This window comes from Vibrio sp. 2134-1, assembly GCF_033339495.1.
Genome location: NZ_JAWOUS010000012.1, coordinates 96,457 through 123,034, shown reverse-complemented (window position 1 = coordinate 123,034; position 26,578 = coordinate 96,457). Strand labels below are relative to the sequence as shown.

Sequence of the window (26,578 nt, the reverse complement as noted above, 5' to 3'; positions counted from 1 at the left end):
ACCTATCGTTCAAACCAAAAAGTGTGAGGTGGGAGGGTTGGTATCGAGAATTTCAGCAATCACAGATAACCCGTGTTTGATGTAGCCTCGGTTTGTTTCTGCTCCCAAGCTGATTCGCACGTAAGGCATTGGCTGATTAGTATCGAGAACAAACGGTTTATATCCAGTGATCTGCACCCCTGAACGCTTAGCCGAAGCAACCAGATCATCGCTATTCCACTGCTCGGGTAGTCTCAACCAAATGTGCTGTCCATTCGGGTGCGAGCTATAAACATGCCCTTCTAAAGCGGCTTTTGCTATTCGCTGTCGCTTAGCAAACTCATTGACTTGAAAGCGAATAAGTCGATTTAACGTACCGTTCTCGATCCACAAATGAGCGACTTCAAATGGTAATGGAGTCGCAGACCAACTCGTTGCCGCTAAACGACCAATCGCGTGCTGCAAAAAATGACGTGGGACCGTCAGATAGCCAGTGCGCATGCCTGGCGCTACAACTTTGGTTAAACTGGTGACATAGAAAGCTTGTTCGGGTAACAATGTGGCAAGGGGTGGGACACGGTTAGGTTCTAGTGCTCCATACACGTCATCTTCAATGACATAGATGTCGTATTGCTGTGCAATATTCGCTATCGCCTCTCGGCGTTCAACATCCATATGCGCACTAGTCGGGTTAGCCATGCTCGGTGTGCAACACAATACCTTGATTGGTTTGTGTTTACATGCCCATTCAAATGCATCCGGCGTTATACCAAACTCATCCATTTCAAGTGGTTGCAACTTAAATCCAAGCATTCTCGAGCGAGAGATCAAGCCATGATCAACCAAGTGACCACAAGCAACTAAATCACCGTGTTCAACAACTGTGCTTAAAGCCAACGTTAAACCATGGCATGCTCCATTTGTGAGTAATATTTGATCGGCACCCACATTCAGCCCTTGGCTACTTAGAAATCGAGCTCCTGACTCAATATGATGAGGCTGACCTGTTACCGGCTTTGCCTTACTGATCAAACCACGATTGTTTGTTTGCCCAGCAATCTCCATTAACGCCTGATTAAAAAGCGTAATGTGGCGATCGGTCACCACTGGATTTGCAATCGACATATCAATTTCATCCGGCGTTTCTTTCATCTCTTGTGTCAGCATGAACTCCGTGTCCGTACTTTCATCCACAAAACCTGATTTGACAAAAGTACCATTCCCAACCCAAGACTCGATCGCCCCTTTTTTCTCTGCATAACCATATGCATGGCTCACCGTTTGTACGCTGACGCCAATTTGCTCTGCAAACTCACGATGTGTGGGTAATCGAGTCCCCGGTTTTAGATAACCACTGCGGACACATTCGACAAGATAGTTACCAATGGAGATGTACTTAGCGGTGCCTGGCCGAATGATCGGGTTCAAAGAAATTGTCATGACACAATATTTTAATTGATTCATTTTTAAGGCTCATTGTAACTTCCATTTAACAAATGGCGAACTTTAACTCACAAAACGAGGTGAGATGCACAAAAATAAACCACAATTGTAATGATTGACATGAAATGTATGGGTTAAACAAACATGTTAAACAGCATCGTTCAATCCAAATACAACCCCAGAGGTAAATTGCAATCATTTTTAACGCAGATCTGGCTAGCTGGTAGAAGGTAGAAATACCTCAGCGTCTCCGAAGGCCCATAAGGCGTCGGATTTCTAACAAGGAGAAAATATGAGAGGCGTTGCTTTGCATTTTACACTGGATGAGTTCCAGGATCGGTTAACGAAAGTTCGGCAATCGATGGAAGAAAGAGAATTGGATGTCCTTATCATTCATGACCCTTCTAACATGGCGTGGCTGACAGGCTATGATGGGTGGTCTTTTTACGTGCCACAATGTGCCGTTGTTGGTCCATCTGATGAACCCGTTTGGTTTGGACGCTGCCAAGATGCCAACGGAGCATACAGGACTGCGTATATGTCGGCAGAAAACATCACCTACTATCCAGACCATTATGTAATGAATCCGCCGCTACACCCGATGGATTTCCTGGTCGAAGCCGTACTGGCTCCGCGCCTTTGGGATCGTGGTCGTATCGGTGTAGAAAAAGATAACTATTACTTTAGCGCCACCGCTTACGAATCACTCACTACGCACCTACCGAATGCTCAACTTCTCGATGCAACTGGACTAGTCAACTGGTGCCGCGCCGTTAAATCCGATCAAGAACTGGCATACATGTACCGTGCCGCTCGCATTGTTGAAAACATGCACCGTGTCGCGTTCGACATGATTGAACCAGGATTACCGAAACACCACCTTGTTGCCGAGATTAACCGCCAAGCCGTGCTCGGGCACGAAGACCACTTTGGCGATTACACCGCGATTGTGCCGCTTTTGCCATCAGGTTCTGATGCTTCCGCACCTCACCTGACTTGGGATGACAGACCCTTCAAGAAAGGCGAAGGGACGTTTTTTGAAATCGCAGGGGCGCACCGCCGTTACCATTGCCCACTCTCACGCACTATTTTTCTTGGCGAGCCTGACGACAAGTTTAAACGAGCCGACGAAGCCCTAACTCTAGGACTTGAAGCGGGCTTGAAAGTGGCAAAGCCCGGAAATACCTGCGCCGACATCGCCAATGCACTAAACCAGGTTCTCGATAAAGCGGGATTCTCACGCGAAGGTGCCCGTTGTGGCTACCCAATAGGTTTGAGCTACCCACCAGATTGGGGGGAACGAACCATGAGTTTGCGAGACACCGATAAAACCATCTTGAGAGAAGGCATGACATTCCATTTTATGCCGGGGCTGTGGTTCAAAGATTGGGGGTTAGAAACAACGGAAAGTATCGTCATTACCCATGATGGAGCAAAAACATTGTGTGATTTTCCACGCCACTTATTTGTTAAACACTAATTTTTCAAACCTTAAGCTCTGTTGAGCCAGGTCTGAGAACTAAAAGGACTTGATATGCAAAAAAGCTCGATCACAGCCACCATAGACTTTGACCGAGAAGGTGTACAGCACGGCTTTTTAACGCTGCCCTATTCACATGACGACTCCGCTTGGGGCAGTATTATGATACCTATCACCGTGATCAAAAATGGTCACGGACCAACCGCACTGCTTACTGGCGGTAATCACGGAGACGAATACGAAGGCATCACCAGCCTGCTAAAATTGACGAACTCGCTTCAGGCAGATCAAATCCAAGGTCGTGTCATTATTGTACCCATGATGAACTTACCTGCGGTACAAAATGCCTCACGTACGTCGTTTATCGATAAAGGGAATTTAAATCGCAGCTTTCCCGGCAACCCCATAGGCACAGTGACCGAGAAAATTGCGGATTATTTTACTCGTTACCTAGTTCCTAAGTGCGATTTTGCGTTAGACATTCACTCAGGTGGTAAAACGTTAGATATCGTGCCGTTCGCCGCTGCCCATCGTCTCGACAATCTCGATCAAGAAGAAGCCTGCATATTAGGTGCAAAACTGTTTGGCGCACCTTACACCATGATCTTGCTCGAAATGGACGCCACCAGCCTGTATGACACTGCCGTGGAGTCTCAGGGAAAAATCTTTGTTACCACCGAACTAAGAGGAGGCGGAACCAGCACTCCAGAAACCATCGCTTATTCCGACCGTGGCATTCGCAACTTCTTACGCTTCTCAGGCAACTTGCCCGGTGACTACGAACAACCAACCCAACCAACTAAGTTATTAGATATGCCTGATGCAAGTTGTTATGTGCAAAGCCAACACCACGGCATCACAGAATACTTATTTGATCTTGGCGATACCGTCAAAAAGGGCGATGTATTAGTGAGAATCTTCTCGACCGAGCGCACAGGTACCGCCCCCGTTGAGTACAAGTCACAGCTCAATGGTATTTTCGCGGCGCGTCGTTTTCCTGCTATGGTGAATATCGGTGACACTATCGCAGTTATAGCCGAAGACTGCGGCGAGATAGGCTGATTGAAAAACCAACTAAAGAAATCAAAACAAATGGCATACCAGAAGCAAACTGGAAAGCACCTTATAACAGCGACCAGTCATCAGCCTTTATGAAATGATTAGTATTCAACAGGGAGACTCATAATGCGCCTCGATCGCTACGACGTAAAAATTCTACAAATACTTCATGATAATGGTCGTATCACCAAATCTCACCTTGCCGAGGCCATCAACCTATCCGTGAGCCCTTGCTGGGAGCGCGTCAAAAAACTGGAAGAAGCAGGCATCATTGAAGGTTACGGAGCAAAAGTAAATACCGATATTTTGTTCAAACGAACGTCGGTTATGGTTGAAGTTACGCTCAAAGAACACAACGCCCAAGCGTTCAAACGCTTCGAGCAACTGGTTCAACATTCACCAGAAGTCACTGATTGCTATGCCACGGGCGGTGGTATCGATTACATCCTTAAAATTCAGTCAGAAGATATCGACCAATATCAGCGGCTTATCGACAACTGGTTAGACTCAGATGTGGGCATTGAGCGCTACTTTACTTACATTGTTACAAAAACAATCAAACGTGATGCGGGCACATTCGAAGTAAACCAAAACGCTTTGTTATAAAAGGGAAAATGCGTATCAGGCGTGAACAGAAAAAACACCATATTTAACGGCACTAAAAAGAAAGTTCTGACGTTTTAAACCTCGGTATCAGAAATTATTTCGGTCACTTCTCCATTACAGTTTCATTATGGACAACGATGCTGGGAGAAGGACTCATGGCAGCACTGCACAGCTTACACACTGAAGAATTAAAAGCCTCACACGACATGATGGCGATAATGAAAGACGTACGTTTGGTGAGAGGTTTAGCGTACGTGAATGGCAAATGGGTAAGTGGTGATCAATTTCATCCGGTGGATAATCCAGCAGATGGCACGGTCATCGGTTACATCACTAAGCTATCTCAGCAACAACTCTATCAAGCGATTGATGAAGCCGACCAAGCCTTTCGTCAATGGCGAAAAATGCAAGCAGAAGAACGCGCTGAAATTCTCATGCGTTGGCACGACCTGATTCTAGAATCAAAACAAGACCTTGCTCGTTTGATGGTTATGGAGCAAGGCAAAATATTAGGTGATGCTTTGGGTGAAATCGACTACGGCGCATCCTTTGTTCGCTGGTTTGCAGAGGAAGCACGTCGCAGCTATGGAGAAACCATCCCAAGTCATATCCCGAATGCGCAACTATCGACGGTACGCGAGCCGATTGGTGTCGCAGCTCTGATTACACCATGGAATTTTCCTAATGCCATGATCACACGCAAAGCCGCAGCCGCACTAGCAATAGGCTGTCCGGTGCTCATTAAGCCCGCCAGTGAAACGCCTTTTTCTGCGTTAGCGTTGGCAGAGTTAGCAGACCGAGCTGGCTTTCCACCTGGTGTATTTAACGTTATCACTGGCGATGCGATGATGGTGTCACAAACCTTGTGCCACTCCGATAAAGTCAAAGCGCTCTCGTTCACAGGCTCAACTCGAGTAGGCAAACTGTTGCTACGCGACGCGGCACAAACCGTGAAGAAGTGCAGTATGGAGCTCGGTGGTAACGCCCCTTTCATCGTGCTGCCAGATATGGATGTCGAGCAAGCAGCCAAAGCCGCCGTGGATGCGAAGTTTCAAACCGCAGGACAAGACTGCTTGGCCGCAAACCGTATTTTCGTCCCTGACGATAAGTACGAAGCGTTTTTGGAAGCGTTTGCCAAAGAAATGAGCCACATCGTTTTGGGCAATGGCTTAGACGAAAAAACCACCATGGGACCGCTTATTAATCGCACTGCGGTGGATAAAGCGCATGATTTGGTGCGTGACGCGCTCGACAAAGGCGCGCGATTGGTAGCGGGATACCACCAGCCCGTACCAGGCGAAAACTTCTTCGCGCCGACATTGCTAGCCGATGTCACCCCTGAAATGGCGGTGTATCGCGAAGAGAATTTTTGTCCTGTGGCAGGCGTATTGCCTTACCAAGACTTAGATACCGTGATTGAAATGAGCAACGACACTGAGTACGGCTTAGCTGCCTATGTTTATGGTCACGATATTCACCAAATTTGGCACTGCATGCGCGGTTTGGAGTTTGGCATGGTGAGCGTGAACTCCGTCAAAATGACAGGGCACCCTATCCCATTCGGCGGCGTGAAACAGTCTGGTCTTGGACGAGAAGGAAGCCGTCACGGATTTGAAGAATACAGTGAAATCAAATACTGCTGCTTAGGCGCTTTACCAACCGTCAGTGGCAGTTAAGGCACGAAATATGGATATCCAATTATTCGAGGAGAAGGATCATGAGTAACAAAACCCAACAACTTTTAGAGATCGATCGTCAGAGAGTATTTCATGCCTCAACCCACCTGAAGCAGTATGCGGCCGGGGAGCTTTCGGGAAGAATTATCTCGAGCGGAAGCGGAATACGCATCACCGATTCAGAAGGCATCGAGCTGATAGACGGCTTTGCCGGGTTGTATTGTGTAAACATTGGCTATGGCAGGACCGAAATGGCCGATGCGATTTATGAGCAAGCCAAAGAACTGGCGTACTACCACACTTACGTCGGTCATACGAACGAAGCGCTCGTGACACTGTCAGATCGCATCATCAAAATGGCGCCTGAAGGCATGAGCAAAGTTTACTACGGCATGTCAGGCAGCGACGCGAACGAAACTCAACTTAAGTTGGTGTGGTATTACAACAATGCTCGTGGTCTACCAGAGAAGAAAAAAATCATTTCGCGTGACCGCGGCTACCATGGTTCAAGTATCGCGTCCGGTTCAATGACAGGTTTGCCGCTGTTCCACGCCCATTTTGATTTACCACTTGAGCGCATCAAACACACCATCGCGCCATATTATTATCGCCGTGAAGACGAGAGTATGTCTGAGCTCGAATTCTCTCAATATTGCGCAGATCAACTCGAAGCGATGATCTTGGAAGAAGGCCCAGAAACGGTAGCAGCAATGATTGCAGAACCAGTGCTCGGTACTGGCGGTATTGTGCCACCACCAGCAGGGTACTGGCAGGCGATTCGCAAAGTACTCGACAAATACGATGTACTCTTGATTGCGGATGAAGTGGTGTGTGGCTTTGGTCGCCTCGGCTCCGATTTTGGCTCACTCCACTACGACATGAAACCAGATCTCATCACGGTAGCGAAAGGGTTAACCTCAGCGTATCAACCGCTGTCTGGCGTGATCGTCGGTGAACGAGTTTGGAGTGTGCTAGAAAACGGCACCGACCAATGGGGCGCTATCGGACACGGTTATACCTACTCTGGTCACCCAATGGGAGCGGCAGCTGCGAACTGCAACCTCGATATCATTGAACGTGAAGGCTTAGTGCAAAACGCGGCCGAAGTCGGCGCTTACTTGCAGCAACGTATGGCAGAGACGTTTAACGATCATCCATTAGTCGGTGATACTCGTGGCGTTGGCTTGTTGCATGCGTTGGAGTTTTCTTCAGACAAGCTTCGCCGAGCACACTTTGATCCAAACTTGAAAGTAGGCCCGCAAATCGCGGCGGCCTGTTTAGAGCAAGGCTTAATCGCTCGCGCTATGCCACATGGTGACATCCTCGGTTTTGCTCCACCGCTTATCGCGAATCGCAACGATATAGACACCATTGTCGACAAAGCGCATCAAGCGGTAAACAAAGTGATGGATAACCTCGTCACATCTAAACAGTGGCAGCCATAACCCACCTAGATTTCAGTAATGCTCGCGGGCTTTGGAGAAGGCCCGCTTTGCACTTTCCATTAAAGAGATAACAAGCCAACCAAACATTTTAGACCCATAGAAAGCACTATTATTTACTACAAGTGGCAATAGTGGGTAAAATGCCCAAAATTGCGCACTAACTGGATAAAACATGGCAAAACTTACCCTTCAAGAACAAATGCTGAAAGCTGGCTTAGTTAATGAAAAGAAACTAAAGAAAGCGAAGAAAGGCTCTAAAAAATCACGCGTTCAAGCACGCGAAGTAAAAGCGGCGGTTGAAGAGAATAAACGCCAACAGTTAGAGCGTGATAAACAATTGAGCGAGCAACAAAATGCTGAGCGATTAAATAAAGAGATCAAAGCGCAGATCAATCAATTGATTGAGATGAACAAGATCGACTTAAAAGATGGCGACATCAAATACAACTTCACTCACGGTACGCTAGTGAAATCACTTTATGTAGATTCACTTATCCGCGAGCAGTTGATCAAAGGTATTTTGGCAATCGCAATTGTTGGTGAAAGCTATGTTGTCATTCCACGTGGAGTAGCAAATAAAATTGCTCAACGTGATGAGTCCGTCATCATCGAACAAAAAGAACCTGAATCGGACATTCCAGCAGAAGACGATCCATACGCAGATTTCGTCGTGCCTGACGATTTGATGTGGTAACAATAAATTAATCGATGCATTAACGAAAAGAGCCGCTGATGTAACATCAGCGGCTTTTTTTATAGAAAAATAATCTACAGAGATGATGTGTTGTTATTGCTTACTTAGTAGCAAATTCGCCCCTGATGCGGCTAAAAACAACGAACATCCGCGATTGAAACGTTTCGCCATTTTTGGATTTGAAAACCAGTGTCTCAAGTACAAACCAAAGATGGCATAAATTGAAATGGCGACCATTTCTAATATCAAAAACGTCGAGCCAAGGGCAAAAAACTGCTCTTGAACGTTGGCACTGGCATCAACAAATTGCGGCAAGAATGCAGTAAAAATAAGAATCGCTTTCGGGTTGCCAGCAGCAAGCGTAAATTCTTGCTTCGCAAGTCCTGCGTAGTTGCGCGAATTGTCTAAGTCAGAGATCGGGCTGGACTCTGAGCGCCAAAGGTTAAACGCAATCCACAGTAGATACAGCGCCCCTACCAGCTTTATTGCCAAAAATAGCATTTCTGACGTATACAAAATCACAGCCAGACCTGATGCAGACAACGCAATCATCGCTGAAAAAGCAGCAATTCTGCCTAAACTGGCCGTAAACGCGGCCCTAAAGCCGTAACAACGAGCATTATTCATTGCCAATAAATTGTTTGGGCCTGGAGCCATATTTAGAGCAAAGCAAGCAGGAATAAAAAGGAGAAGCTGCCAAATATCCATAATAAAATGGTCTTAGTGAGTGATTTTGATCGGTACCCTAACATCTGTTAATAAAGTGAGTAAACCACAAACCGATCTTAAAGCAACTCAGCATCAAATCGTGCCGTGCGAGCTTGAACTAACGTGCAGTTCGTTTCAGCCATCAGCTCCGCTAAGGTGATGTTTGGGTTTTGTCTCACCAAACGTATCAACTTCACGTCCAAAGGTTCCAATTTGTCTTGGTGAGCAAGTAGAGCTTGTTCGATTTTGTTGATCGCAAATCGCATCGTCTCTGCTTCTTCGTTTTTGAGATGCTCTAAAAACGCTTTTACATCCAAAGCCTCGCCCGAGATTTGCCAGTGACGAGATCGTCTAATTCGCTTAAGATCGCACTGTTTTTCTGCTGCGAGTGTTTTCGCTCGCTTGGCATGGTCGCCCCCAATACGGTGAATCAAGGATGGGAGCGAAATCGTAATCTTCGTCTCTTTCATGGCCTTTTCTTTCATCGTCTTAGCCCTCAACCACCGACACATTCTCGCCAACCCAAGCCAACAACTGTTTTGCCGCTTTGGATAACACCTGATTTTGACGCACGATGTAGCCGAAATCAGTGTTTGGAAAACTTGGCAAAGGCGTAACTTCACGAGAAAGCTTTAATCTCGGATCGAGCGAGAAATCCGGCACAATAGCAGTCCCAAACCCCGCTTCCGCCCAGTCGATTTGTGCTTCTACACTGCCCACTTCCATCACGCGATGCTTAGGCAGATTTAGCTCAGGTAAAGACGCATCAATCAGCTCTCGGGTTCGAGTATCGTGCCCTAGCAGGATTAGCGTCTGGCTCTCTTTTCGATTGTCTTGCCACTCAAAAATGTTATCGCCAAACGCACACCAGTGAATTTGCGTGAGAGGCGTGAAATGCAGCGGTTGACTCTCTTTTTGTGCGATAACAAAGCCGATATCGGCACGCGCACTTTTCACCAAATCCACCGCTTGAGAAGATGTGGTGTTGAACAATGCCAAGTCGATCCCCGGATATTCACTTTTGAATTGCTGAAATGGTTTGATAAGCAGTAAACGTGAAACAATATCGCTCGCCGCAATAGAAAGCGTCCCCTGCGTAAGATCGTTGATGGCATTGAGATCTGACTGACAAATTTGCAGCTCATTGAGCATCCGCTGCGCCGTAGCTAACAAACGCTTCCCCGCTTGCGTCAACTGCACGGGATTTCGCTCAATCAATTTCGTGCGCGTGGCTTGCTCCAACTGCTTGATATGCAAACTTACGTTCGGCTGCGTCATGTGCAGTTCCGTCGCTGTTTTACCAAAGTGTTTTACCTCTGCAAGAGTGACGAAGGTTCGCAGCCAGTTCAAATCTAACATTGCCAATTCCGATATGAGATTCTTATCAAGTTAATGAGTATAATTAATTTCTCTTATTATGGCGAACGTCTTAAGATTTTTGCATCTGTTTTTGGAGATTAAATTATGTCGTCTATCGTTGTTGTGGGTGCAAACTGGGGTGATGAAGGCAAAGGCCGCATCGTTGACTTTTTGGCAGAGCAAGCTTCTGCGAGCATTCGTTTCCAAGGTGGTAACAACGCGGGTCACACCGTGGTTAACGATCTAGGTACGTTTAAGCTGCACCAGCTACCAAGTGGCGTATTCAACCCAGACTGTTTGGCAGTGTTAGGTCCGGGTATGGTCATCAGCCCTGCGTTGCTGTCTCAGGAGATTGCGGAAGTTGAAGAAGCGGGCGTAAAAGTGAATATGTGCATCTCTGATCGCGCAACACTGTGTCTACCTCTACACGCACTAGAAGATACGCTAGAAGAACAACGTTTAGGCGACAAAGCATACGGTTCAACTCGTCAAGGTATTGCACCTGCGTATGGTGACCGCGTAATGAAGAAAGGCATCCTAGTTGGTTGGTTGAAGCAACCAGAAGTATTGGTTGAACGCCTTCAATTCATGATGGATTGGAAACTGCCGCAACTGCGTGCACTTTACCCGACGTTCGAGTTTGAACAAACCGCTGAAGAACTGGCGAACTGGCTGCTAGAAGTCTCTGCACCTTGGCGCGATTCAATTTGCAACGTAACGCTTCCTCTAAAAGAACTACAAGCGAAAGACAAAACTCTATTGTTCGAAGCGCAGCTTGGCGCGGGTCGTGACCTTGTTTACGGTGAGTACCCTTGGACAACATCTTCTAACGTTGTATCAATGTACGCGGGTATCGGTAGTGGCCTTCCGGCACTTCGTCCTGAACGCGTTATTGCGGTTGCAAAAGCATTCAGCTCATCAGTAGGTACTGGTACGTTGATCACTGCAATGGAAGAGCAAGACGCTTTCCGCGAACTTGCTGGCGAGTTCGGTGCAACTACGGGTCGTCCACGCGACATGGGCTACTTCGACGCAGTCGCTACGAAGAATGGCGTTGAACTGCAAGCCGCAACTGAAATTGCACTAACGAAAGTAGACTGTTTGACTGGCCTTAACGATCTGAAAATCTGTGTTGGCTACGAAGGCGACCACAGCAAAAACCCAATCTGGCCTCAAACTGCCTCTCTTGCGCCAATCTACGAGAAGATGGAAAGCTGGAGCGAGGACATCACAGGTTGTCGTAAGTTTGAAGAGCTTCCAGTAGCAGCACAGAAATACGTTCTACGCATTGAGGAACTCATGGGCGTACCAGTAAAAATGGTGTCTGTGGGTCCTGGTCGTGAACAAATGATTATGCGATAAGATGTGAATTAACACATCATTGGCAAGCGGCTTTTATCTGTTCCGGGGTAAAGCCGCTTTTTTTTACACTGTAAACTTTGGAAAATTGCACGGCTGAATTCATGTTTAATAACCTCATCACGAGACTCCTACCTCCTTTATTTATAAATCAATAAATTATAGGACTTAACACGTTGTGCACGTTACTAGCACATCTCACTTGTTAAAGAAGCACGTCAATTAGGTTAACTGGTTGATTTGATATTCTTTAAGTGATTAGTTGATCACGATCTTCATCTGCAATTTGTTGAACTAGTACTCAAAAAATCTAACCCGCTGTTTTTAGGATAGATGAGTTCCCCAACATCCAACCTAACAGCAGGTGATTCCCATGACGAAAAATCTTTTCCGCCTCAGTACGATAACCCTTGGTTTGTGCCTTAGTTCTTTGTCTTTCGCGCAATCCGATCTTCCGAACATTAAAATTCTTGCCACTGGCGGCACCATAGCAGGCGCAGGTCAATCTGCAACAGAATCAAACTACACAGCAGGTAAAGTCGGCGTTGAATCATTGATTTCTGCGGTGCCGAGTATGACCAAGATTGCCGATATTTCTGGAGAGCAAGTGGTCAGTATCGGTTCACAAGATATGAATGATGAAGTGTGGCTAAAATTATCGAAAAGAGTTAATGAGCTACTCGCTCAAGATGATGTTGACGGCATCGTCATTACTCATGGTACGGATACGTTAGAGGAAACCGCTTACTTCCTTGATCTGACCGTCAAGAGCAAAAAGCCTGTCGTGATCGTCGGTGCAATGCGTCCTTCCACCGCAATGAGTGCTGATGGACCAGTCAACTTATACAATGCAGTCGTAACAGCCACCGATGAAGATTCAGAAGGACGTGGCGTGCTAGTCGCAATGAATGACACGATTTTCGATGCGCGAGATGTGACAAAAACCAATACAACCTCCGTCAGCACTTTCCAGTCACCCAACTTTGGTGCTATCGGCTACATTCATAATAGCGATGCCAAATATCAACGAAGCCCAGAGCGTAAACATACGACAGAAACCCCATTCGATGTATCAAAGCTTACTAAGTTGCCTAAGGTCGGTATTGTTTATAACTATGCAAATGCCTCCAATTTGCCAGTGAAAGCCTTTGTGGATGCGAAGTTTGACGGCATCGTAAGTGCTGGTGTCGGTAATGGTAACTTGTACCACACTGTGTTTGATGAGCTAGAGAAAGCGAGTAAAGATGGCGTTGTTGTTGTAAGAAGCTCCCGAACGCCTAGCGGCTCAACCACTTTGGATGCTGAAATTGATGACGAAAAATATGGCTTTGTTGCCGCTGGTACATTGAACCCGCAAAAAGCACGTATCTTACTGATGCTGTCACTGACTCAGACCAAAAACTATCAAGACATCCAAAAGATGTTCCAATACTATTAATTCTGTCTAAGGTTCATTTGATAGAGGAGGTACACACCTTACCTCCTCTTACACATAGCGACATGAGCGTCTCTTGTTAGCCAAACAAGCGACGCTTCATTCCTGCTTTTTCCAGAATACGCGTAGTAATTTCCTCAACAGACAGAGAGGACGTATTGATATATGGGATCGCCTCTCTTCTAAACAACGCCTCAACAGTGTCTAGCTCCAGCTTGCACTGCTCTGTGCTAGCGTAATCACTTCCAGACAAACGATTTTCACGGATTTCAGTCAAGCGCTCGGGATCGATAGTCAGCCCAAACAACTTATGACGATGGATCTCAAACTCAGGCAACAAACGCATCATCTTCACATCTTCCGCAATGAACGGATAGTTCACAACACGTAAACCAAATTGCATCGCCATGTACAAGCTAGTCGGCGTTTTTCCGCTGCGCGATACTCCCAGCAGGATAATATCGGCTTGTTCCAACCCTTTTAGCGTGATGCCATCATCATGCGCCAATGTGTATTCAATAGCCGCAATACGGTCAAAATAGGTGTCGGAATCTTTCCCCACACTGCGAGAACGCTGCAACTTAGGCTTTGGTGCCATCTGAATGTCGTCTTGCACTTTCTGCACAATACTCTCCAACACATCGTAACTGTATGCCGGCGCTTCAAGCAGCATTTCACGTACTTCTGGAACGACAATTGAGAAAAAGACCAGAGGTTTGACGCCATTGCGCTGGTAGGAAGTTTCAATTTCTTTGACTACGTCAGTAGCTTTGTCCTGGCTTTCTACAAACGGAAAGGTTTTTTCGTTAGGAATGAACGGAAATTGACCGAGAACAACATGCCCTAATGTCTCACATGTTATCGCCGTACCGTCAGAAACATAGAATACATCACGACTTTGGTTATTTATTTGCATTTCTGTTTAATTTTTCAAAATCTTTTGAGTAGGATGGTACACATAATATTAATAAATCAGTTTGGCTTTCAGTTAGGTTCACCACAGCTTTAAAAATTCTTTTGAATTTTTTTCAGCCAGAACGTAATCGTTTGCCTTTGATATCAATCTAAATGAAGCAATGTATGGTCAACGTGTAATAACAGCCAACATGCGATTGTTTAGATCGATTTAAGTCCCCCTACTAAGCTGCAATGTTTCTGGAGAAAGACATGCAAAAGAACACCCTCTGGTTCAATGGCCTATCCATGGATGATGTCGACAAAGTCGGCGGTAAGAATGCTTCACTTGGCGAAATGGTTTCTAACCTAGCAAACGCAGGCGTTTCTGTACCAAATGGTTTTGCGACAACCTCATACGCGTTTAACCAATTCCTTGACCACGAAGGTTTGGATGAGCGTATTCACCAATTACTCGATGAACTAGACGTTGAAGATGTAGAAGCTCTGCGTAAGACAGGTGCAAACATTCGTCAATGGGTATTAGAGGCCCCTTTTCCTGCGGACCTTGAACAAGAAATTCGTGAAAATTACCAAGAACTGATCGAAGGCAATCCTGAGCTTTCAGTCGCAGTTCGTTCATCTGCTACGGCAGAAGACCTACCTGATGCTTCTTTTGCTGGTCAGCAAGAAACGTTTTTGAACGTGAAAGGCATCGACGCAGTACTAGAAGCAACTAAGCACGTTTACGCTTCTCTATTTAACGACCGTGCGATTTCTTACCGCGTTCACCAAGGGTTCGACCACCGTGGCATCTCGCTATCTGCGGGTATCCAACGTATGGTGCGTTCAGATAAAGCCTCGTCGGGTGTTATGTTTACACTAGACACTGAATCGGGTTTCGACCAAGTTGTCTTCATCACCTCTTCATGGGGTCTAGGCGAGATGGTCGTTCAAGGTGCAGTAAACCCTGACGAGTTCTACGTTCACAAGCCAATGCTTGAAGCAGGCGAACACCCAATCGTTAAGAAAACATTTGGTTCTAAGTTGATCAAAATGATCTACTCAGATAACCAAGAAATCGGCAAACAAGTTGATATCGTTGATACTTCTGATGAAGAGCGCAACACGTTCTCATTGAACGACGACGAGATCAAAGAGCTCGCAAAACAAGCAATGATCATCGAAAAGCACTATCAGCGTCCAATGGACATTGAATGGGCAAAAGATGGTATTGATGGCAAGCTGTACATTGTTCAAGCGCGTCCTGAAACCGTATGTTCACAAACGGAACAAAACGTGATTGAGCGCTACGAGCTACAAAACAAAGCGGATGTTTTGGTTGAAGGTCGTGCAATCGGTCAGCGCATCGGTAAAGGCGTGGTTCGCTTGGTTGACTCTCTGGACCAAATGTCTTTAGTCCAAGAAGGTGACGTGCTAGTTACAGACATGACTGACCCAGATTGGGAACCAGTGATGAAAAAAGCATCTGCAATCGTAACCAACCGTGGTGGCCGTACTTGCCACGCTGCCATCATCGCTCGTGAGCTTGGTATTCCTGCAATCGTTGGCTGTGGCGATGCGACAAGCAAGTTAACCGATGGTGCAACCGTGACCGTATCTTGTTCAGAAGGTGAAACGGGCTATGTTTACCAAGGTGAACTTGAGTTTGATGTAAAACGCTCTTCTGTTGATGAACTGCCACTGCTACCAACAAAAGTGATGATGAACGTGGGTAACCCTGATCGTGCGTTTGACTTCGCACAAATTCCAAATGAAGGTGTTGGTCTTGCTCGTCTTGAATTCATCATCAATAAGATGATTGGTATCCACCCGAAAGCATTACTTAACTTTGATGCACAAAGCGATGAGCTAAAAGCAGAAATCACTCAGCGTATTCGTGGTTACAAAGATCCTATCGATTTCTACGTAAGCAAACTGACAGAAGGTATCGCAACCATTGCTGCGGCATTTTGGCCGAAACGCGTTATTGTTCGTATGTCTGACTTTAAGTCTAACGAATACAGCAACTTGGTTGGCGGTAAAGCATACGAACCGCATGAAGAAAACCCAATGCTTGGCTTCCGTGGCGCGTCTCGTTACATTTCTCCAGTGTTTGAAGACTGCTTCGAGCTAGAAACTCAAGCAATCAAACGCGTTCGTAACGAAATGGGTCTGAAAAACGTTGAAATCATGATCCCATTTGTGCGTACACCAAGCGAAGCAGCATCAGTGATTGATTTGCTAGCGAAGTTTGATCTGCGCCGTGGCGATCAGGGTCTTAAAGTCATCATGATGTGCGAACTGCCATCCAACGCGGTCCTTGCCGATGAGTTCTTGAAGTACTTTGATGGCTTCTCGATTGGCTCAAACGACATGACTCAGCTAACGCTTGGTCTTGACCGTGACTCTGGCGATGTCGCACATCTATTTGATGAGCGCAACCCAGCGGTTAAGGTGATGCTTCAGATGGCGATTGATGCGGCAACAAAAGCAGGCAAATACGTTGGTATTTGTGGTCAAGGCCCATCAGACCACGACGACTTAGCGGAATGGCTAATGGATCAAGGTATTAGCTCTGTATCACTAAACCCAGATACGGTTATCGATACTTGGTTAAAACTCGGTAAAGTTAGCAGCAAGTAACACACGATAAACTCTAGCCCTCACACTCCCCTTGTGAGGGCTTTGTTATTCACACGTCATTTCACAATCAGTTCGTGATTCCTCTCTCAAGTTCGTCATTTAGTCAATTTCATTATCAAAGTCTGATGACCTAAAATGAATGGTATATCGATAACTCCAGAGAGAATTTGATGAAAAAGCCTATCGCACTCCTTACTACATTGATGCTCCTGGCATCCCCTGCTTATGCCGATTGGGATGAAATTTCCAATAAAATGTCTGAGCTTGGCGACGCAGTTTCTGATACTGCACAAGATGCTTGGGACGACACCAAAGCGTTTTCAAAACAAGCGTGGCAAGATTTCACGAACTGGTCCGAGGAAGCGATCAATACCGCAGGCGAATGGACAGAAGCCAGCATCGAGAAAAGCAAAGAATGGATAGATGCTGCCGACAAAAAAATTGATGAGCTGATGGAAGGCGATACGCCAGAAGAAGCTCGCCAAGCCGTGGACTTAATGGCAGATAGCGCTTTGCTCAAGTTATTTAATGAAAAGCCGGAGGCAAAAGCTATTTACGACAACGCGTACGGCTACGCGGTCTTTGATTCTCGTAAATTATCTTTGCTGTTTCACACCAACTCAGGGTCAGGAGTCGCAGTGAATAAGGAAACAGAAGAACGCACTTATATGAATATGTTTGGTTTGGGCGTTGCACTTGGGGCTGGCGGCAAATTTTACCAACAAGTGGTTCTGTTTGAGAGCAAAGAAGACTTTGATACGTTCGTCAACGAAGGATGGGAGGCCACAAGTGAAGCCTCTGCTGTTGCGGGCGAAGATTCAGAGCAACTTTCAAAACAATTTAACAGCGGCGTCGCCGTCTATCAGTTGAACGCTAAAGGTTTGCTCATCGATGCTAACGTGTCTGGTTCTAAATATTGGGTTAACGAAGAGCTCACTAACTCGCAGTAATGCATAGCAACTAATCGCTTAAATAAAACCGTTGTTATGCACCCTTATCAATAAGTTAACGGGGATATGATTCCTCAAAACTGAGCACTTACGCAACTTTCTCTATGGAAGTCACCAGAAGATGGCGACTTCCCTTTCTCGTTGGATTGCTTTTGGTTATGCTTGCGCAAAACCACCTGCAATTCGGTATCCCATGCCTGACAATAACTTTAATAATCTGCTAGCAGAAGCAATTTCTGCTCTTAACACGCCTAACTTTACTCCTAAACTTATGCGTGTCATTCGCACTCTTTTTCATTTTGATTGCGCAGTTATTTTAGGTTACCGAGAAGGTAAACATCCTATTTATCTCTACGACTCAATTGAGAACGAGCGAGAGTTACTTTTTCAACGCTACCTTACTGACTCATTTCAAAATGACCCTTTTTTTCTCAAACTAAACGAGACAAAGCAACAAGGCGTATTTACGCTCAAAGACGTGGCGCGTAGAGGCGTTGACTTCACCTCATACTGCGAGCAGTTCTATCATCAAACAGGGTGGAAAGACGAGCTTAGCATGCTAGTCGAAGTTGAATCTGGCCGTTGGGTCATGCTGTACTTCGGATATATGACTGATGGAAAATACTTTTCTCAGCAACAAATCAATAAGCTAAAGCCCTATTTCCCGATAATTCAGTCGCTTTGTCAGCAGCATTGGAAACAAACGGAATTTACCTTTTCTGAGCCTGTTTTTGCACAGAGTGCTTATTCTGGCAGTATGCGATTAGCCATTGAGCAAGCTTTAGCAACGTTTGGCGTAGAATCACTCACCCGTCGCGAACAAGAGGTGGCTTCGCTTCTCGCTCAAGGGTTTGACACCAAAGAAATTGCCGCGCGGTTACACTTAGTTCAAGGCACGGTCAAAAATCATCGAAAGCGAATTTACTCGCAATTAAATGTGTCTTCATTGAGTGAGTTATTCCAGCTTTTCCTCAATCACCTCATTCTCCATTCAAGATAAAAACTGTCCCTTAAGGGATATATCGAGAAAAGGTGTCGCGTTTTAGTCTAAATGTAACAACCACTATGACAGACAAAAAGAATGACGACACCATTACTGCAAGATTTACAAGATCGTGGCTTGATTGCACAAGCCAGCGATTTGGAAGAAATTCAGACACTTCTCTCACAGCCACAAACCGTTTACTGCGGCTTCGATCCTACAGCTGGCAGCTTGCATATCGGCCACCTCGTGCCTTTGATTATGCTTAAGCGCTTTCAAGATGCCGGACACCAAACTGTTGCCTTGATTGGCGGTGCAACGGGCATGATTGGCGACCCAAGCTTTAAAGCGACTGAGCGCAGTCTGAACTCAGAGGAAATCGTCTCAGGCTGGGTTAACGATCTTTCTAATCAAATTCAGCAGTTGATGAACCACCAACTGACCAAGCCGATGATCATGGTGAACAACGCTGACTGGATGAAAGCGATCAATGTGATCGACTTCTTCCGCGATGTGGGTAAACACTTCTCGATCAATACTATGGTCAACCGAGAATCGGTAAAACAACGCCTGCAACGACCTGACCAAGGTATCTCCTTCACCGAATTTAGCTACGCCCTACTGCAATCGTACGATTTTGCCGAGCTAAACCGTCGATACGGTTGCCGTTTGCAAATCGGTGGCAATGACCAATGGGGAAACATCGTCAGCGGGATCGATTTAACTCGCCGTCAAAATGGTGAGCAAGTATTTGGCTTAACTCTGCCGCTGATCACCAAATCCGATGGTACCAAATTTGGCAAAACCGAAGGCGGCGCAGTGTGGCTAGATCCTAGCAAGACCTCTCCTTACGCGTTCTACCAGTTCTGGCTTGGCGCAGAAGACGCCGACGTTTACCACTTCTTGCGTTACTACACATTCTTGAGCTGCGAAGAAATTGCCAGCATTGAAGCGCAAGACCAAGCAAGCCAAGGTAAGCCACAAGCACAACGTATTCTCGCTGAAGAAATGACGCGATTTGTTCATGGCGAAGAAGGCCTAGCCAGTGCCGAGCGTATCACTCAAGCTTTATTCAGCGGTAATGTGCAACAACTGAGTTTGGGTGAATTAAAACAGTTGGAGTTGGATGGTTTACCAAGCATTGAGAGCACACAACAAGATTTGGTTGAGCTGTTGATTGAGTCGGGCTTAGCAAGTTCGAAGCGTGTTGCACGCGAACACATCAGCAACAACGCCATCAGTGTAAACGGTGAAAAAGTGGCGGCTGATAACCCGAGTTTAAGCTTCCCACTGTTTGATCAATATTGGTTACTGCAACGCGGTAAAAAGCACTTCTGCCTCGTAAAGCGTGCCGCGTAGCAACACTCGCAGTACAAAGCCTATAAAAAATTCCCCTCACCACTTTCGTGATGAGGGGAATCCAAATTTGAACGATTTTAAGCCTAACAATAGGCAAAGACGTTGCTTATTGCGTTCTTAAACGTTGCCAGTACTTTTCGTAAATCGCTAACGTTTCTGCGCCAACATCATTAATAAACTCGCCTTTTTTCATGTCTTCTGATGAAGGGAAAATAGTACGGTTATTTTTCAACTCTTCTGGCAATTTGTCACGCCCAGCGTTCGTTGCCGAGGCATAACCCAAACTGGTCACGATTTCCGCTTGGTTCTCTGATTGGTACATGAAGTTAATAAATTTATGCGCCAATGCTTTGTTTTTACTGCCAGACGGAATAGTGAAGTTGTCCATCCACAATACCGCGCCCTCTTCCGGCATCACGAACTTCAGCTCAGGCATTTCAACCTGTCCTTGGAATGCGTTGCCGTTCCATTGCATGCCGACCGATGTTTCACCGGACACGTAAGGGACTTGCGGCGCATCTGAGTTGTACAGTAATACGTTGTTTTTCAGCGCTACTAGAGAATCAAAAGCCTGCTCGATTTCAGCTTCGTCTTTTGTATTCACGCTATGGCCATTTTTCTTCAGCGCCATACCGAACACGTCGCGGACGTCATCAATCAACATGACTTGTTGTTCGTATTGAGACTCCCATAAGTCTGCCCATTTCGTCACTGGTTGCTCAACTATGGATTCGTTGTAGCTGATCCCTGTAATGCCCCAAATATAAGGCAGAGAGTAATCATTTTTCGGATCGTGCGCTTGGCCAAGTAAGCCGTCCATTGTGTCTTGCATGTTTGGCACTTGAGCGTGATCTATTTTCGAAAGCAGTCCTTCTCGACCCATTTTTTCAATGAAGTACGCAGAAGCAAAAACCACATCGTAACCAGAACCTTTTAGCAATTTTAGCTTGGTATACATTGATTCATTATTCTCAAAGGTCGAATAATTAATCGTAACGCCTTCTTGTTTTTCAAACGCTTTTAACGATGCTTCCGGCAAATAGCCACCCCATGCATAAACGTTCAACGTTTTGCTATCTGCATGAGCAAACATGCTGAGCACAAGAGCACTCAGCCCCAATCCTTTGATGATTAATTTCATGGTATGCGATCCAACCAGTCCAGCGACGCGCTGGGATTCGGGTGCATAATTAGGTAATTATTACCCAATTGAAAGAAAATTTAATTAATCTTTAACAGCAAAAATATTTATCGAATTTATAAAATTAACGCATGTTTTTAATATCGACTGTGCATACCAAAATGATGAGACATTCCATCTTCCATTCGGCCACCTTTCCAGCCACCAGAGCCGAGTAAATTAAGCACATCTTGAGCGGTATAATCGGCACCAGAAAAGAAATCATGCGCCACGTCTGAGCGTATTGCTTGCAACTCTGGTTGGTTTTCCAAATCAAGATGTTGCGGATCCGCATATAATGCCAACGCAATTTTTTGTTGGCACGCGCTTAACTCGCTGGTGCTCGTCTTTACCTGACCAACCGAAAAGTACTCACGACTGCCGTATCCCACCACCAATCTGGTACTCATTAGTTTAATCACTTTCTTAATGCGACGACGTTGTATAAATCTCAACATGTTTTGTTATTCCTGTATTAAGTTGGCTATGGTCGTATTCTTTTGTTCGAATTAAAACACTCTGTTTTATCCGCGAAATTTCTCTAGCGCTTTTCGCGATGATCGGTTGTATAATACGATCCTGAAATATTTTGTTACGTTACCTCGGTAACCCCTGAGACTGCAACATGAACAACAGCAGATGGGTCGGCTTTATAGGCGGCACGATTGTCTTACTTAGTACCTTTATCCTCTTCGGATCTTCCGTCCACGCTGCTTGGTACCGAATCCCTGCGGAAGCCATTCATGGTATCGCCTTCACTTTGGCTTTTGGTTTAGGGTTAAACAGCCTGCTGGCGTACGCGACGGCAGTGATTACTCTTGCTGCACTATTCTACATTGGCTTTGTCGTTAGCTATCGGGTCCATCAGAAACTTAAATAAACTTCTGTCTCAACCTGAGCTTAATAACGGATACTTGGTAACTAAAAAGGGAGCAAACGCTCCCTTTTTAGTTATCAGCATGTAGATGTTCTATGCCCGCTTTAATCATTAAGGTGGCATACCCTCAACGACTGCTGCATACCTGAAACATCATCACCTAAATACTCAACCGTCATTGGAACCTTGGCCAACAGAGTAAAACTAGAGTCACTGAACCTTCCATCAGCATCACTCTCCAAATGAACAAAAAACGCAGGCTTATCCGCAATCAATGTAATTTTCCTCCCTTCAATAGAGACACCTATATTGGCTTTCGCTATCGGCAAGGTTTTTAGCTCGTGAGTACTAAACCATGTGTTGCTTATTCTGTCTTCACCGATTTGCGCTTCAACATAGAAGAAGCCTGACGTAAGTTCATCCTTCTCGATCGATTCATCCAATTGCCACAAAATCGTATTGCTGTCTGCTATGACTGTTTGTTCTAAGCTCCAACATTGCTTTTCTTCCCCTTGCCAATCTACCCACTTAAGCAGTGCGTTGACGCTTGCGGATTCTTTGGCATCATTGAGCAAATGTAGGCTCAACTTGCCTGTATGCTCGGAAAATACCAAATACTGTGGCGCAAAAAATCGCTTCGCATGGTAGTGCAACTGCTTCCATCGACCACTGTATTCCAAACTAGACCAAGAACTGACAGGCCAATTGTCGTTGAGTTGCCAGTACAGCATGCCGCGACAAACTGGAGAAATGGCACGCCAATGATCGCATGCAGTTTTGATCGCGATTGCCTGCTGAACTTGACTTAAATACAGCATGCTCTCGAATCCAGAGGGAAAACGAAAATAGCGCGTGAACATCTCTGTGATAATACTATTACCTCGAGGGTTCTTCTGATGTTGTTCGAAAGTTGGGGATGTAATATTCCAGTCTTGCTCAGGGACAAACCGCTTAACTTCAGCAAAAGATGGCCAAGATTGAAAACCAAACTCAGAGCAAAAACGAGGATTCACGTCAAGGTAGGCACTGAATGATTTTCCTGAATGCCAAACGTCCCAAAAGTGCATATCGCCTTTACTATCATCATGCCACGCATCACCGAAATCCAGTTCACCATTACATGGGGAACTTGGCCAGAAACGGCGAGTGCTATCTTGCTCGGTAATCTCCTTCTCAATCATGCGGTTGAGGCGATCGTAGTTAACCGTGTATTTGACTTTACTGCGCTTAGATTCGTCATACCAACCAATAGCTCCAATCACTTCATTGTCACCACACCAAAGTGCGATTGATGGGTGCTCCTTGAGCCTCGGGATTTGGAATCTAAGTTCTTCTTCTACCTCTTTTAAAAACTCGTCGTTTGATGGGTACAACGAGCAGGCGAACATCATGTCTTGCCACACCAACAAGCCAAGTTCATCACAAAGGTTATAAAAGATTTCACTCTCGTACTGACCACCGCCCCATACGCGAATCATGTTCATGTTGGCGTCAACCGCACTTTGCAAAAGGTTGCGATAACGTGTTTCGCACTCTCGCCCCGGCATTGCGTCAATAGGGATCCAGTTGGCACCTTTAGCATTAATCGGTACGCCATTGACGATAAATTCCATTGCAGAGCCGTGCTCATCAGCTTGGTTATTTAGGGTTAACTGACGCAAACCAATGTTGTGCGTTAACTTTTGCTCTCTGCAAGAAATGGTAATGGGATAGAGATACGCTTCGCCATAACCCGATGGCCACCAGCGTTGAGGCTCCAAAATGTGGAACTGGCAATGATAGTGACCACTTCCTTTTGTTTGAATACATTGACGCTCACCATTAAATTCAACAATCATTTCATGGCGTTGACTGTCCGTTTCCACTTCAACTACTACATCAAGAAACACACTCCCATCGGCTTGCCATTGCTGCTCTGTCGAGAAGCCTTTGAGCCAAAGCTCATTCACAATGTCGATTTGAATGGGGTCGTAAATACCCGATACCATCAAGCAAATGCCCCAGTCCCATCCGGAATGGCATTGTGTTTTGCGGATCAAGTTCATGTGTGGAATTTGGTTGTTGCCCATTGCCGATGGAATAGGAAATGGCAGTTTTTTTGCTCTTGCGATACCTTCTAAATCCGCCCGAGCAAACTCAATCCGAATCGTGTTAGTACCTTGCTTTAAATGCGGTTTAATATCCACACGTTGCTGGGTAAACATGTTGCTGCACGTTAGTGCTAGCTCACCATTAACATAGAAGGTTGCCAATGTATCGACACGAGTTAGCGTCATCCAAATTTGCTTGGCAGACAACGTAAACGCGTCGACTTCAAACTCACGTGAGATATGCCACTCACACTCTTCAATCCATCGAACTTTGTTTTCATTATCGGCAAAATAAGGATCTGGAATCTGCTCTGCTTGTAAAAGCGCCGACACATTATCGCCCGGAATAAACATTGGAATTTCAAGATTGGGACGCTGTGGCGAGGTAAGCATCCACTGCCCGTTAAGTTCGAAGTGAGCCATCGAGTGAAACCTTAGCTTGGGAAAAACATGTTTTCTCAATGTAATCCTGATAATCCCATGCAAAAATAAGGGAAATGTTAATTACATACGAAATGCGGTGCATTTCACGTAAAAACTCTTTCTTTTGATCTCTACCCAAAAATCAGCAACTTGGCTAACCTGTTAAAAATTAATCGAAATCTAAGGTTATATTTGCAACTTCGACATGTTAACATCATCGGCTTTTTGAACATCCTCACACTTTTCGTTGAAACGATGTGAGGGGAAATGCACGGCTTCATAGCCCTAAAAAGCGAAGTAATTATGTCAAATATGACGAATGCCGCCTCCCACACAGCGCCTATTCAGGATGCTGACTATTCTGCTATTCATCCCCCATCTTTACTCAAGCGCCTCGAACTCACCAATCCTGTCTTTTGGTTAAGTGGTAGCTTCCTCACTCTATTCGTTTTACTTGCTCTAACGAATACCGACTCTCTAACCGCAATGGTTAACACCGGCTTCGGCTTTGCTACTAAATATTTCGGAGCTTACTGGCAAGTACTGCTTCTTCTGAATTTCCTAATTGGTTTGGCTCTTGCGTTTGGTCGCACTGGTTATGTGCGCCTAGGTGGTCTAGCGAAACCTGATATTGATAACTTTAAGTGGTTGTCAATCGTACTCTGTACTCTACTTGCAGGTGGTGGTGTATTCTGGGCTGCTGCTGAGCCTATCGCCCACTTTGTGACTGCTCCGCCTCTATACGGGGAAGCCTCACCGAAAACTGCCGCAATCAATGCCCTATCTCAGTCTTTTATGCACTGGGGCTTCTTAGCTTGGGCGATCCTTGGTGGTCTATCTTCCATTGTCTTAATGCACTTGCATTACGATAAAGGCCTGCCTCTTAAGCCGCGTACTCTGCTTTACCCTGTGTTTGGTGATAAAGCCATTAAAGGCTGGATTGGTGATGTTGCTGACGCATGTAGCATCATTGCCGTAGCGGCAGGAACCATCGGTCCTATCGGCTTCTTAGGTTTACAAATTAGCTACGCGCTAAATTCATTGTTTGGCCTGCCAGATACGTTCGTAACGCAAAGTATGGTTATTATGGCGGCGATCCTGATGTATACCCTTTCTGCACTAAGCGGTTTGAGCAAGGGTATTCAAATCGTCAGTCGTTACAACATCATTTTGTCTGTACTGTTAATTGGTTACATCCTGTTCTTCGGGCCGACAAGCTTTATCGTTGATGGCTACGTGCAAGGCGTTGGTCGTATGGTGGATAACTTCTTCCCTATGGCACTTTACCGTGGTGATACAGGCTGGCTAAGCTGGTGGACAGTATTCTTCTGGGGTTGGTTTATCGGTTATGGCCCAATGATGGCGATCTTTATTGCTCGTATCTCTCGTGGTCGTACAATTCGCCAATTAATCATGTCTATTAGCATCGCGGCACCGCTGATTACTTGCTTCTGGTTTAGTATCGTTGGTGGCAGTGGCCTTGCGTTTGAACTTGATAACCCTGGTTTGATTTCATCTGCGTTTGAAGGCTTTAACTTGCCCGCAGCACTGCTAGCGATTACTGGTGAATTACCTTACCCAATGATCATTTCGGTTCTGTTCCTGATCTTAACGACAACATTTATCGTGACGACAGGTGACTCGATGACTTACACAATCAGTGTAGTGATGACGGGCTCAACAGAACCAAACGCAGTGATTCGCTCGTTCTGGGGGCTGATTATGGGTATTGTCGCTATTGCGCTTATCTCAATGGGCTCTGGTGGTATTTCTGCATTGCAGTCTTTCATTGTAATTACTGCCGTGCCTGTGTCTTTCATTTTGCTGCCAAGCATTTGGAAAGCACCCGGCATTGCAAGCAGAATGGCGAAAGAGCAAGGCCTCGTTTAAAGCGCCTTCCTACCAATATGCGAAAAAGAGCCCTTAATTGGGCT

The 26,578-nt window shown here is 45.7% G+C and carries 22 protein-coding genes; 14 read left to right on the top strand and 8 right to left on the bottom strand.

The features are described from left to right. Positions 1-9: 9 nt before the first annotated feature. Complete coding sequence (locus R7R78_RS14725) at positions 10-1,443, bottom strand: PLP-dependent aminotransferase family protein (protein WP_225473867.1); 1,434 nt, start codon at positions 1,441-1,443, stop codon at positions 10-12. 271 nt (positions 1,444-1,714) lie between these two features. Between R7R78_RS14725 and doeA the strand changes: the two genes are divergently transcribed. The 6 genes from doeA (at position 1,715) to R7R78_RS14695 (ending at position 8,382) form a co-directional block, all read left to right on the top strand. Continuing rightward, a complete protein-coding gene (doeA, locus tag R7R78_RS14720; RefSeq protein WP_005387041.1) occupies positions 1,715-2,902 on the top strand; it encodes an ectoine hydrolase DoeA in 1,188 nt (395 codons plus the stop codon). 54 nt (positions 2,903-2,956) lie between these two features. Next, entirely contained in the window at positions 2,957-3,964 is a 1,008-nt protein-coding gene (gene doeB / locus R7R78_RS14715) for a N(2)-acetyl-L-2,4-diaminobutanoate deacetylase DoeB (RefSeq protein WP_225473865.1), read from the top strand. Between the two features lie 123 nt (positions 3,965-4,087). Continuing rightward, a complete protein-coding gene (locus R7R78_RS14710; RefSeq protein WP_005387046.1) occupies positions 4,088-4,567 on the top strand; it encodes an Lrp/AsnC family transcriptional regulator in 480 nt (159 codons plus the stop codon). A 155-nt stretch (positions 4,568-4,722) separates the two neighbouring features. After that, entirely contained in the window at positions 4,723-6,243 is a 1,521-nt protein-coding gene (locus tag R7R78_RS14705; RefSeq protein WP_225473863.1) for an NAD-dependent succinate-semialdehyde dehydrogenase, read from the top strand. A 41-nt stretch (positions 6,244-6,284) separates the two neighbouring features. After that, the gene (locus tag R7R78_RS14700; RefSeq protein ID WP_005373789.1) at positions 6,285-7,688 is read left to right on the top strand and encodes an aspartate aminotransferase family protein; all 1,404 of its coding nucleotides are present in this window, start codon (positions 6,285-6,287) and stop codon (positions 7,686-7,688) included. Between the two features lie 172 nt (positions 7,689-7,860). After that, the gene (locus tag R7R78_RS14695; RefSeq protein ID WP_017633576.1) at positions 7,861-8,382 is read left to right on the top strand and encodes a DUF2058 domain-containing protein; all 522 of its coding nucleotides are present in this window, start codon (positions 7,861-7,863) and stop codon (positions 8,380-8,382) included. Between the two features lie 93 nt (positions 8,383-8,475). Here the strand turns inward: R7R78_RS14695 and R7R78_RS14690 are convergent, their stop codons facing one another. The 3 genes from R7R78_RS14690 to R7R78_RS14680 form a co-directional block, all read right to left on the bottom strand. Beyond that, positions 8,476-9,090 (bottom strand): LysE family translocator, encoded by a 615-nt coding sequence (locus tag R7R78_RS14690; RefSeq protein ID WP_031781094.1) that lies wholly within the window; start codon positions 9,088-9,090, stop codon positions 8,476-8,478. 77 nt (positions 9,091-9,167) lie between these two features. Continuing rightward, on the bottom strand, positions 9,168-9,560 hold the full coding sequence (locus R7R78_RS14685) for a ribosome recycling factor family protein (protein ID WP_017819813.1): 393 nt from the start codon (positions 9,558-9,560) through the stop codon (positions 9,168-9,170). 19 nt (positions 9,561-9,579) lie between these two features. Next, positions 9,580-10,449: a LysR family transcriptional regulator gene (locus R7R78_RS14680; RefSeq protein ID WP_005373812.1), complete on the bottom strand. Its 870-nt coding sequence runs from the start codon at positions 10,447-10,449 to the stop codon at positions 9,580-9,582. Between the two features lie 105 nt (positions 10,450-10,554). Between R7R78_RS14680 and R7R78_RS14675 the strand changes: the two genes are divergently transcribed. Continuing rightward, complete coding sequence (locus tag R7R78_RS14675) at positions 10,555-11,811, top strand: adenylosuccinate synthase (RefSeq protein ID WP_005387066.1); 1,257 nt, start codon at positions 10,555-10,557, stop codon at positions 11,809-11,811. A 370-nt stretch (positions 11,812-12,181) separates the two neighbouring features. After that, positions 12,182-13,246 carry an L-asparaginase 2 gene (gene ansB, locus R7R78_RS14670; RefSeq protein ID WP_115386508.1) on the top strand — a complete coding sequence of 355 codons (1,065 nt, stop codon included), beginning with the start codon at positions 12,182-12,184 and terminating at the stop codon, positions 13,244-13,246. A gap of 76 nt (positions 13,247-13,322) precedes the next feature. On the opposite strand, the gene R7R78_RS14665 is transcribed toward ansB, so the two are convergent. Continuing rightward, positions 13,323-14,159 carry a pyruvate, water dikinase regulatory protein gene (locus R7R78_RS14665; RefSeq protein WP_005373820.1) on the bottom strand — a complete coding sequence of 279 codons (837 nt, stop codon included), beginning with the start codon at positions 14,157-14,159 and terminating at the stop codon, positions 13,323-13,325. Positions 14,160-14,410: 251 nt separating this feature from the next. On the opposite strand from R7R78_RS14665, the gene ppsA reads away from it, so the two are divergent. From ppsA to tyrS, 4 genes are all read left to right on the top strand, one after another. Then, on the top strand, positions 14,411-16,783 hold the full coding sequence (ppsA, locus tag R7R78_RS14660; RefSeq protein ID WP_005373822.1) for a phosphoenolpyruvate synthase: 2,373 nt from the start codon (positions 14,411-14,413) through the stop codon (positions 16,781-16,783). 170 nt (positions 16,784-16,953) lie between these two features. Further along, on the top strand, positions 16,954-17,733 hold the full coding sequence (locus tag R7R78_RS14655; protein ID WP_005373824.1) for a hypothetical protein: 780 nt from the start codon (positions 16,954-16,956) through the stop codon (positions 17,731-17,733). A gap of 193 nt (positions 17,734-17,926) precedes the next feature. After that, positions 17,927-18,733 carry a response regulator transcription factor gene (locus tag R7R78_RS14650; protein WP_225473914.1) on the top strand — a complete coding sequence of 269 codons (807 nt, stop codon included), beginning with the start codon at positions 17,927-17,929 and terminating at the stop codon, positions 18,731-18,733. 81 nt (positions 18,734-18,814) lie between these two features. Then, a complete protein-coding gene (gene tyrS / locus R7R78_RS14645) occupies positions 18,815-20,074 on the top strand; it encodes a tyrosine--tRNA ligase (RefSeq protein ID WP_222712040.1) in 1,260 nt (419 codons plus the stop codon). Positions 20,075-20,180: 106 nt separating this feature from the next. On the opposite strand, the gene R7R78_RS14640 is transcribed toward tyrS, so the two are convergent. Both R7R78_RS14640 and R7R78_RS14635 read right to left on the bottom strand, forming a co-directional pair. Beyond that, positions 20,181-21,215 carry an ABC transporter substrate-binding protein gene (locus R7R78_RS14640; RefSeq protein WP_054577719.1) on the bottom strand — a complete coding sequence of 345 codons (1,035 nt, stop codon included), beginning with the start codon at positions 21,213-21,215 and terminating at the stop codon, positions 20,181-20,183. 137 nt (positions 21,216-21,352) lie between these two features. Next, positions 21,353-21,712: a DUF6559 family protein gene (locus R7R78_RS14635; RefSeq protein ID WP_054577718.1), complete on the bottom strand. Its 360-nt coding sequence runs from the start codon at positions 21,710-21,712 to the stop codon at positions 21,353-21,355. A gap of 167 nt (positions 21,713-21,879) precedes the next feature. Here R7R78_RS14635 and R7R78_RS14630 point away from each other — a divergent pair, with 167 nt between their 5' ends. Further along, the gene (locus tag R7R78_RS14630; protein ID WP_005387084.1) at positions 21,880-22,134 is read left to right on the top strand and encodes a hypothetical protein; all 255 of its coding nucleotides are present in this window, start codon (positions 21,880-21,882) and stop codon (positions 22,132-22,134) included. 101 nt (positions 22,135-22,235) lie between these two features. Here the strand turns inward: R7R78_RS14630 and R7R78_RS14625 are convergent, their stop codons facing one another. Next, positions 22,236-24,644, bottom strand: a complete 2,409-nt coding sequence (locus R7R78_RS14625) for a beta-mannosidase (RefSeq protein ID WP_213987127.1) — start codon at positions 24,642-24,644, stop codon at positions 22,236-22,238. A 303-nt stretch (positions 24,645-24,947) separates the two neighbouring features. On the opposite strand from R7R78_RS14625, the gene R7R78_RS14620 reads away from it, so the two are divergent. Next, positions 24,948-26,534, top strand: a complete 1,587-nt coding sequence (locus R7R78_RS14620) for a BCCT family transporter (protein WP_005373846.1) — start codon at positions 24,948-24,950, stop codon at positions 26,532-26,534. Positions 26,535-26,578 lie beyond the last annotated feature (44 nt).

What these genes read in the sequence shown, in the direction of transcription:
- R7R78_RS14725 (WP_225473867.1), bottom strand. Translation starts at nt 1,443, where the DNA reads ATGAATCAATTAAAATATTGTGTCATGACAATTTCTTTGAACCCGATC.
- doeA (WP_005387041.1), top strand. Translation starts at nt 1,715, where the DNA reads ATGAGAGGCGTTGCTTTGCATTTTACACTGGATGAGTTCCAGGATCGG.
- doeB (WP_225473865.1), top strand. Translation starts at nt 2,957, where the DNA reads ATGCAAAAAAGCTCGATCACAGCCACCATAGACTTTGACCGAGAAGGT.
- R7R78_RS14710 (WP_005387046.1), top strand. Translation starts at nt 4,088, where the DNA reads ATGCGCCTCGATCGCTACGACGTAAAAATTCTACAAATACTTCATGAT.
- R7R78_RS14705 (WP_225473863.1), top strand. Translation starts at nt 4,723, where the DNA reads ATGGCAGCACTGCACAGCTTACACACTGAAGAATTAAAAGCCTCACAC.
- R7R78_RS14700 (WP_005373789.1), top strand. Translation starts at nt 6,285, where the DNA reads ATGAGTAACAAAACCCAACAACTTTTAGAGATCGATCGTCAGAGAGTA.
- R7R78_RS14695 (WP_017633576.1), top strand. Translation starts at nt 7,861, where the DNA reads ATGGCAAAACTTACCCTTCAAGAACAAATGCTGAAAGCTGGCTTAGTT.
- R7R78_RS14690 (WP_031781094.1), bottom strand. Translation starts at nt 9,090, where the DNA reads ATGGATATTTGGCAGCTTCTCCTTTTTATTCCTGCTTGCTTTGCTCTA.
- R7R78_RS14685 (WP_017819813.1), bottom strand. Translation starts at nt 9,560, where the DNA reads ATGAAAGAGACGAAGATTACGATTTCGCTCCCATCCTTGATTCACCGT.
- R7R78_RS14680 (WP_005373812.1), bottom strand. Translation starts at nt 10,449, where the DNA reads ATGTTAGATTTGAACTGGCTGCGAACCTTCGTCACTCTTGCAGAGGTA.
- R7R78_RS14675 (WP_005387066.1), top strand. Translation starts at nt 10,555, where the DNA reads ATGTCGTCTATCGTTGTTGTGGGTGCAAACTGGGGTGATGAAGGCAAA.
- ansB (WP_115386508.1), top strand. Translation starts at nt 12,182, where the DNA reads ATGACGAAAAATCTTTTCCGCCTCAGTACGATAACCCTTGGTTTGTGC.
- R7R78_RS14665 (WP_005373820.1), bottom strand. Translation starts at nt 14,159, where the DNA reads ATGCAAATAAATAACCAAAGTCGTGATGTATTCTATGTTTCTGACGGT.
- ppsA (WP_005373822.1), top strand. Translation starts at nt 14,411, where the DNA reads ATGCAAAAGAACACCCTCTGGTTCAATGGCCTATCCATGGATGATGTC.
- R7R78_RS14655 (WP_005373824.1), top strand. Translation starts at nt 16,954, where the DNA reads ATGAAAAAGCCTATCGCACTCCTTACTACATTGATGCTCCTGGCATCC.
- R7R78_RS14650 (WP_225473914.1), top strand. Translation starts at nt 17,927, where the DNA reads ATGCCTGACAATAACTTTAATAATCTGCTAGCAGAAGCAATTTCTGCT.
- tyrS (WP_222712040.1), top strand. Translation starts at nt 18,815, where the DNA reads ATGACGACACCATTACTGCAAGATTTACAAGATCGTGGCTTGATTGCA.
- R7R78_RS14640 (WP_054577719.1), bottom strand. Translation starts at nt 21,215, where the DNA reads ATGAAATTAATCATCAAAGGATTGGGGCTGAGTGCTCTTGTGCTCAGC.
- R7R78_RS14635 (WP_054577718.1), bottom strand. Translation starts at nt 21,712, where the DNA reads ATGTTGAGATTTATACAACGTCGTCGCATTAAGAAAGTGATTAAACTA.
- R7R78_RS14630 (WP_005387084.1), top strand. Translation starts at nt 21,880, where the DNA reads ATGAACAACAGCAGATGGGTCGGCTTTATAGGCGGCACGATTGTCTTA.
- R7R78_RS14625 (WP_213987127.1), bottom strand. Translation starts at nt 24,644, where the DNA reads ATGGCTCACTTCGAACTTAACGGGCAGTGGATGCTTACCTCGCCACAG.
- R7R78_RS14620 (WP_005373846.1), top strand. Translation starts at nt 24,948, where the DNA reads ATGTCAAATATGACGAATGCCGCCTCCCACACAGCGCCTATTCAGGAT.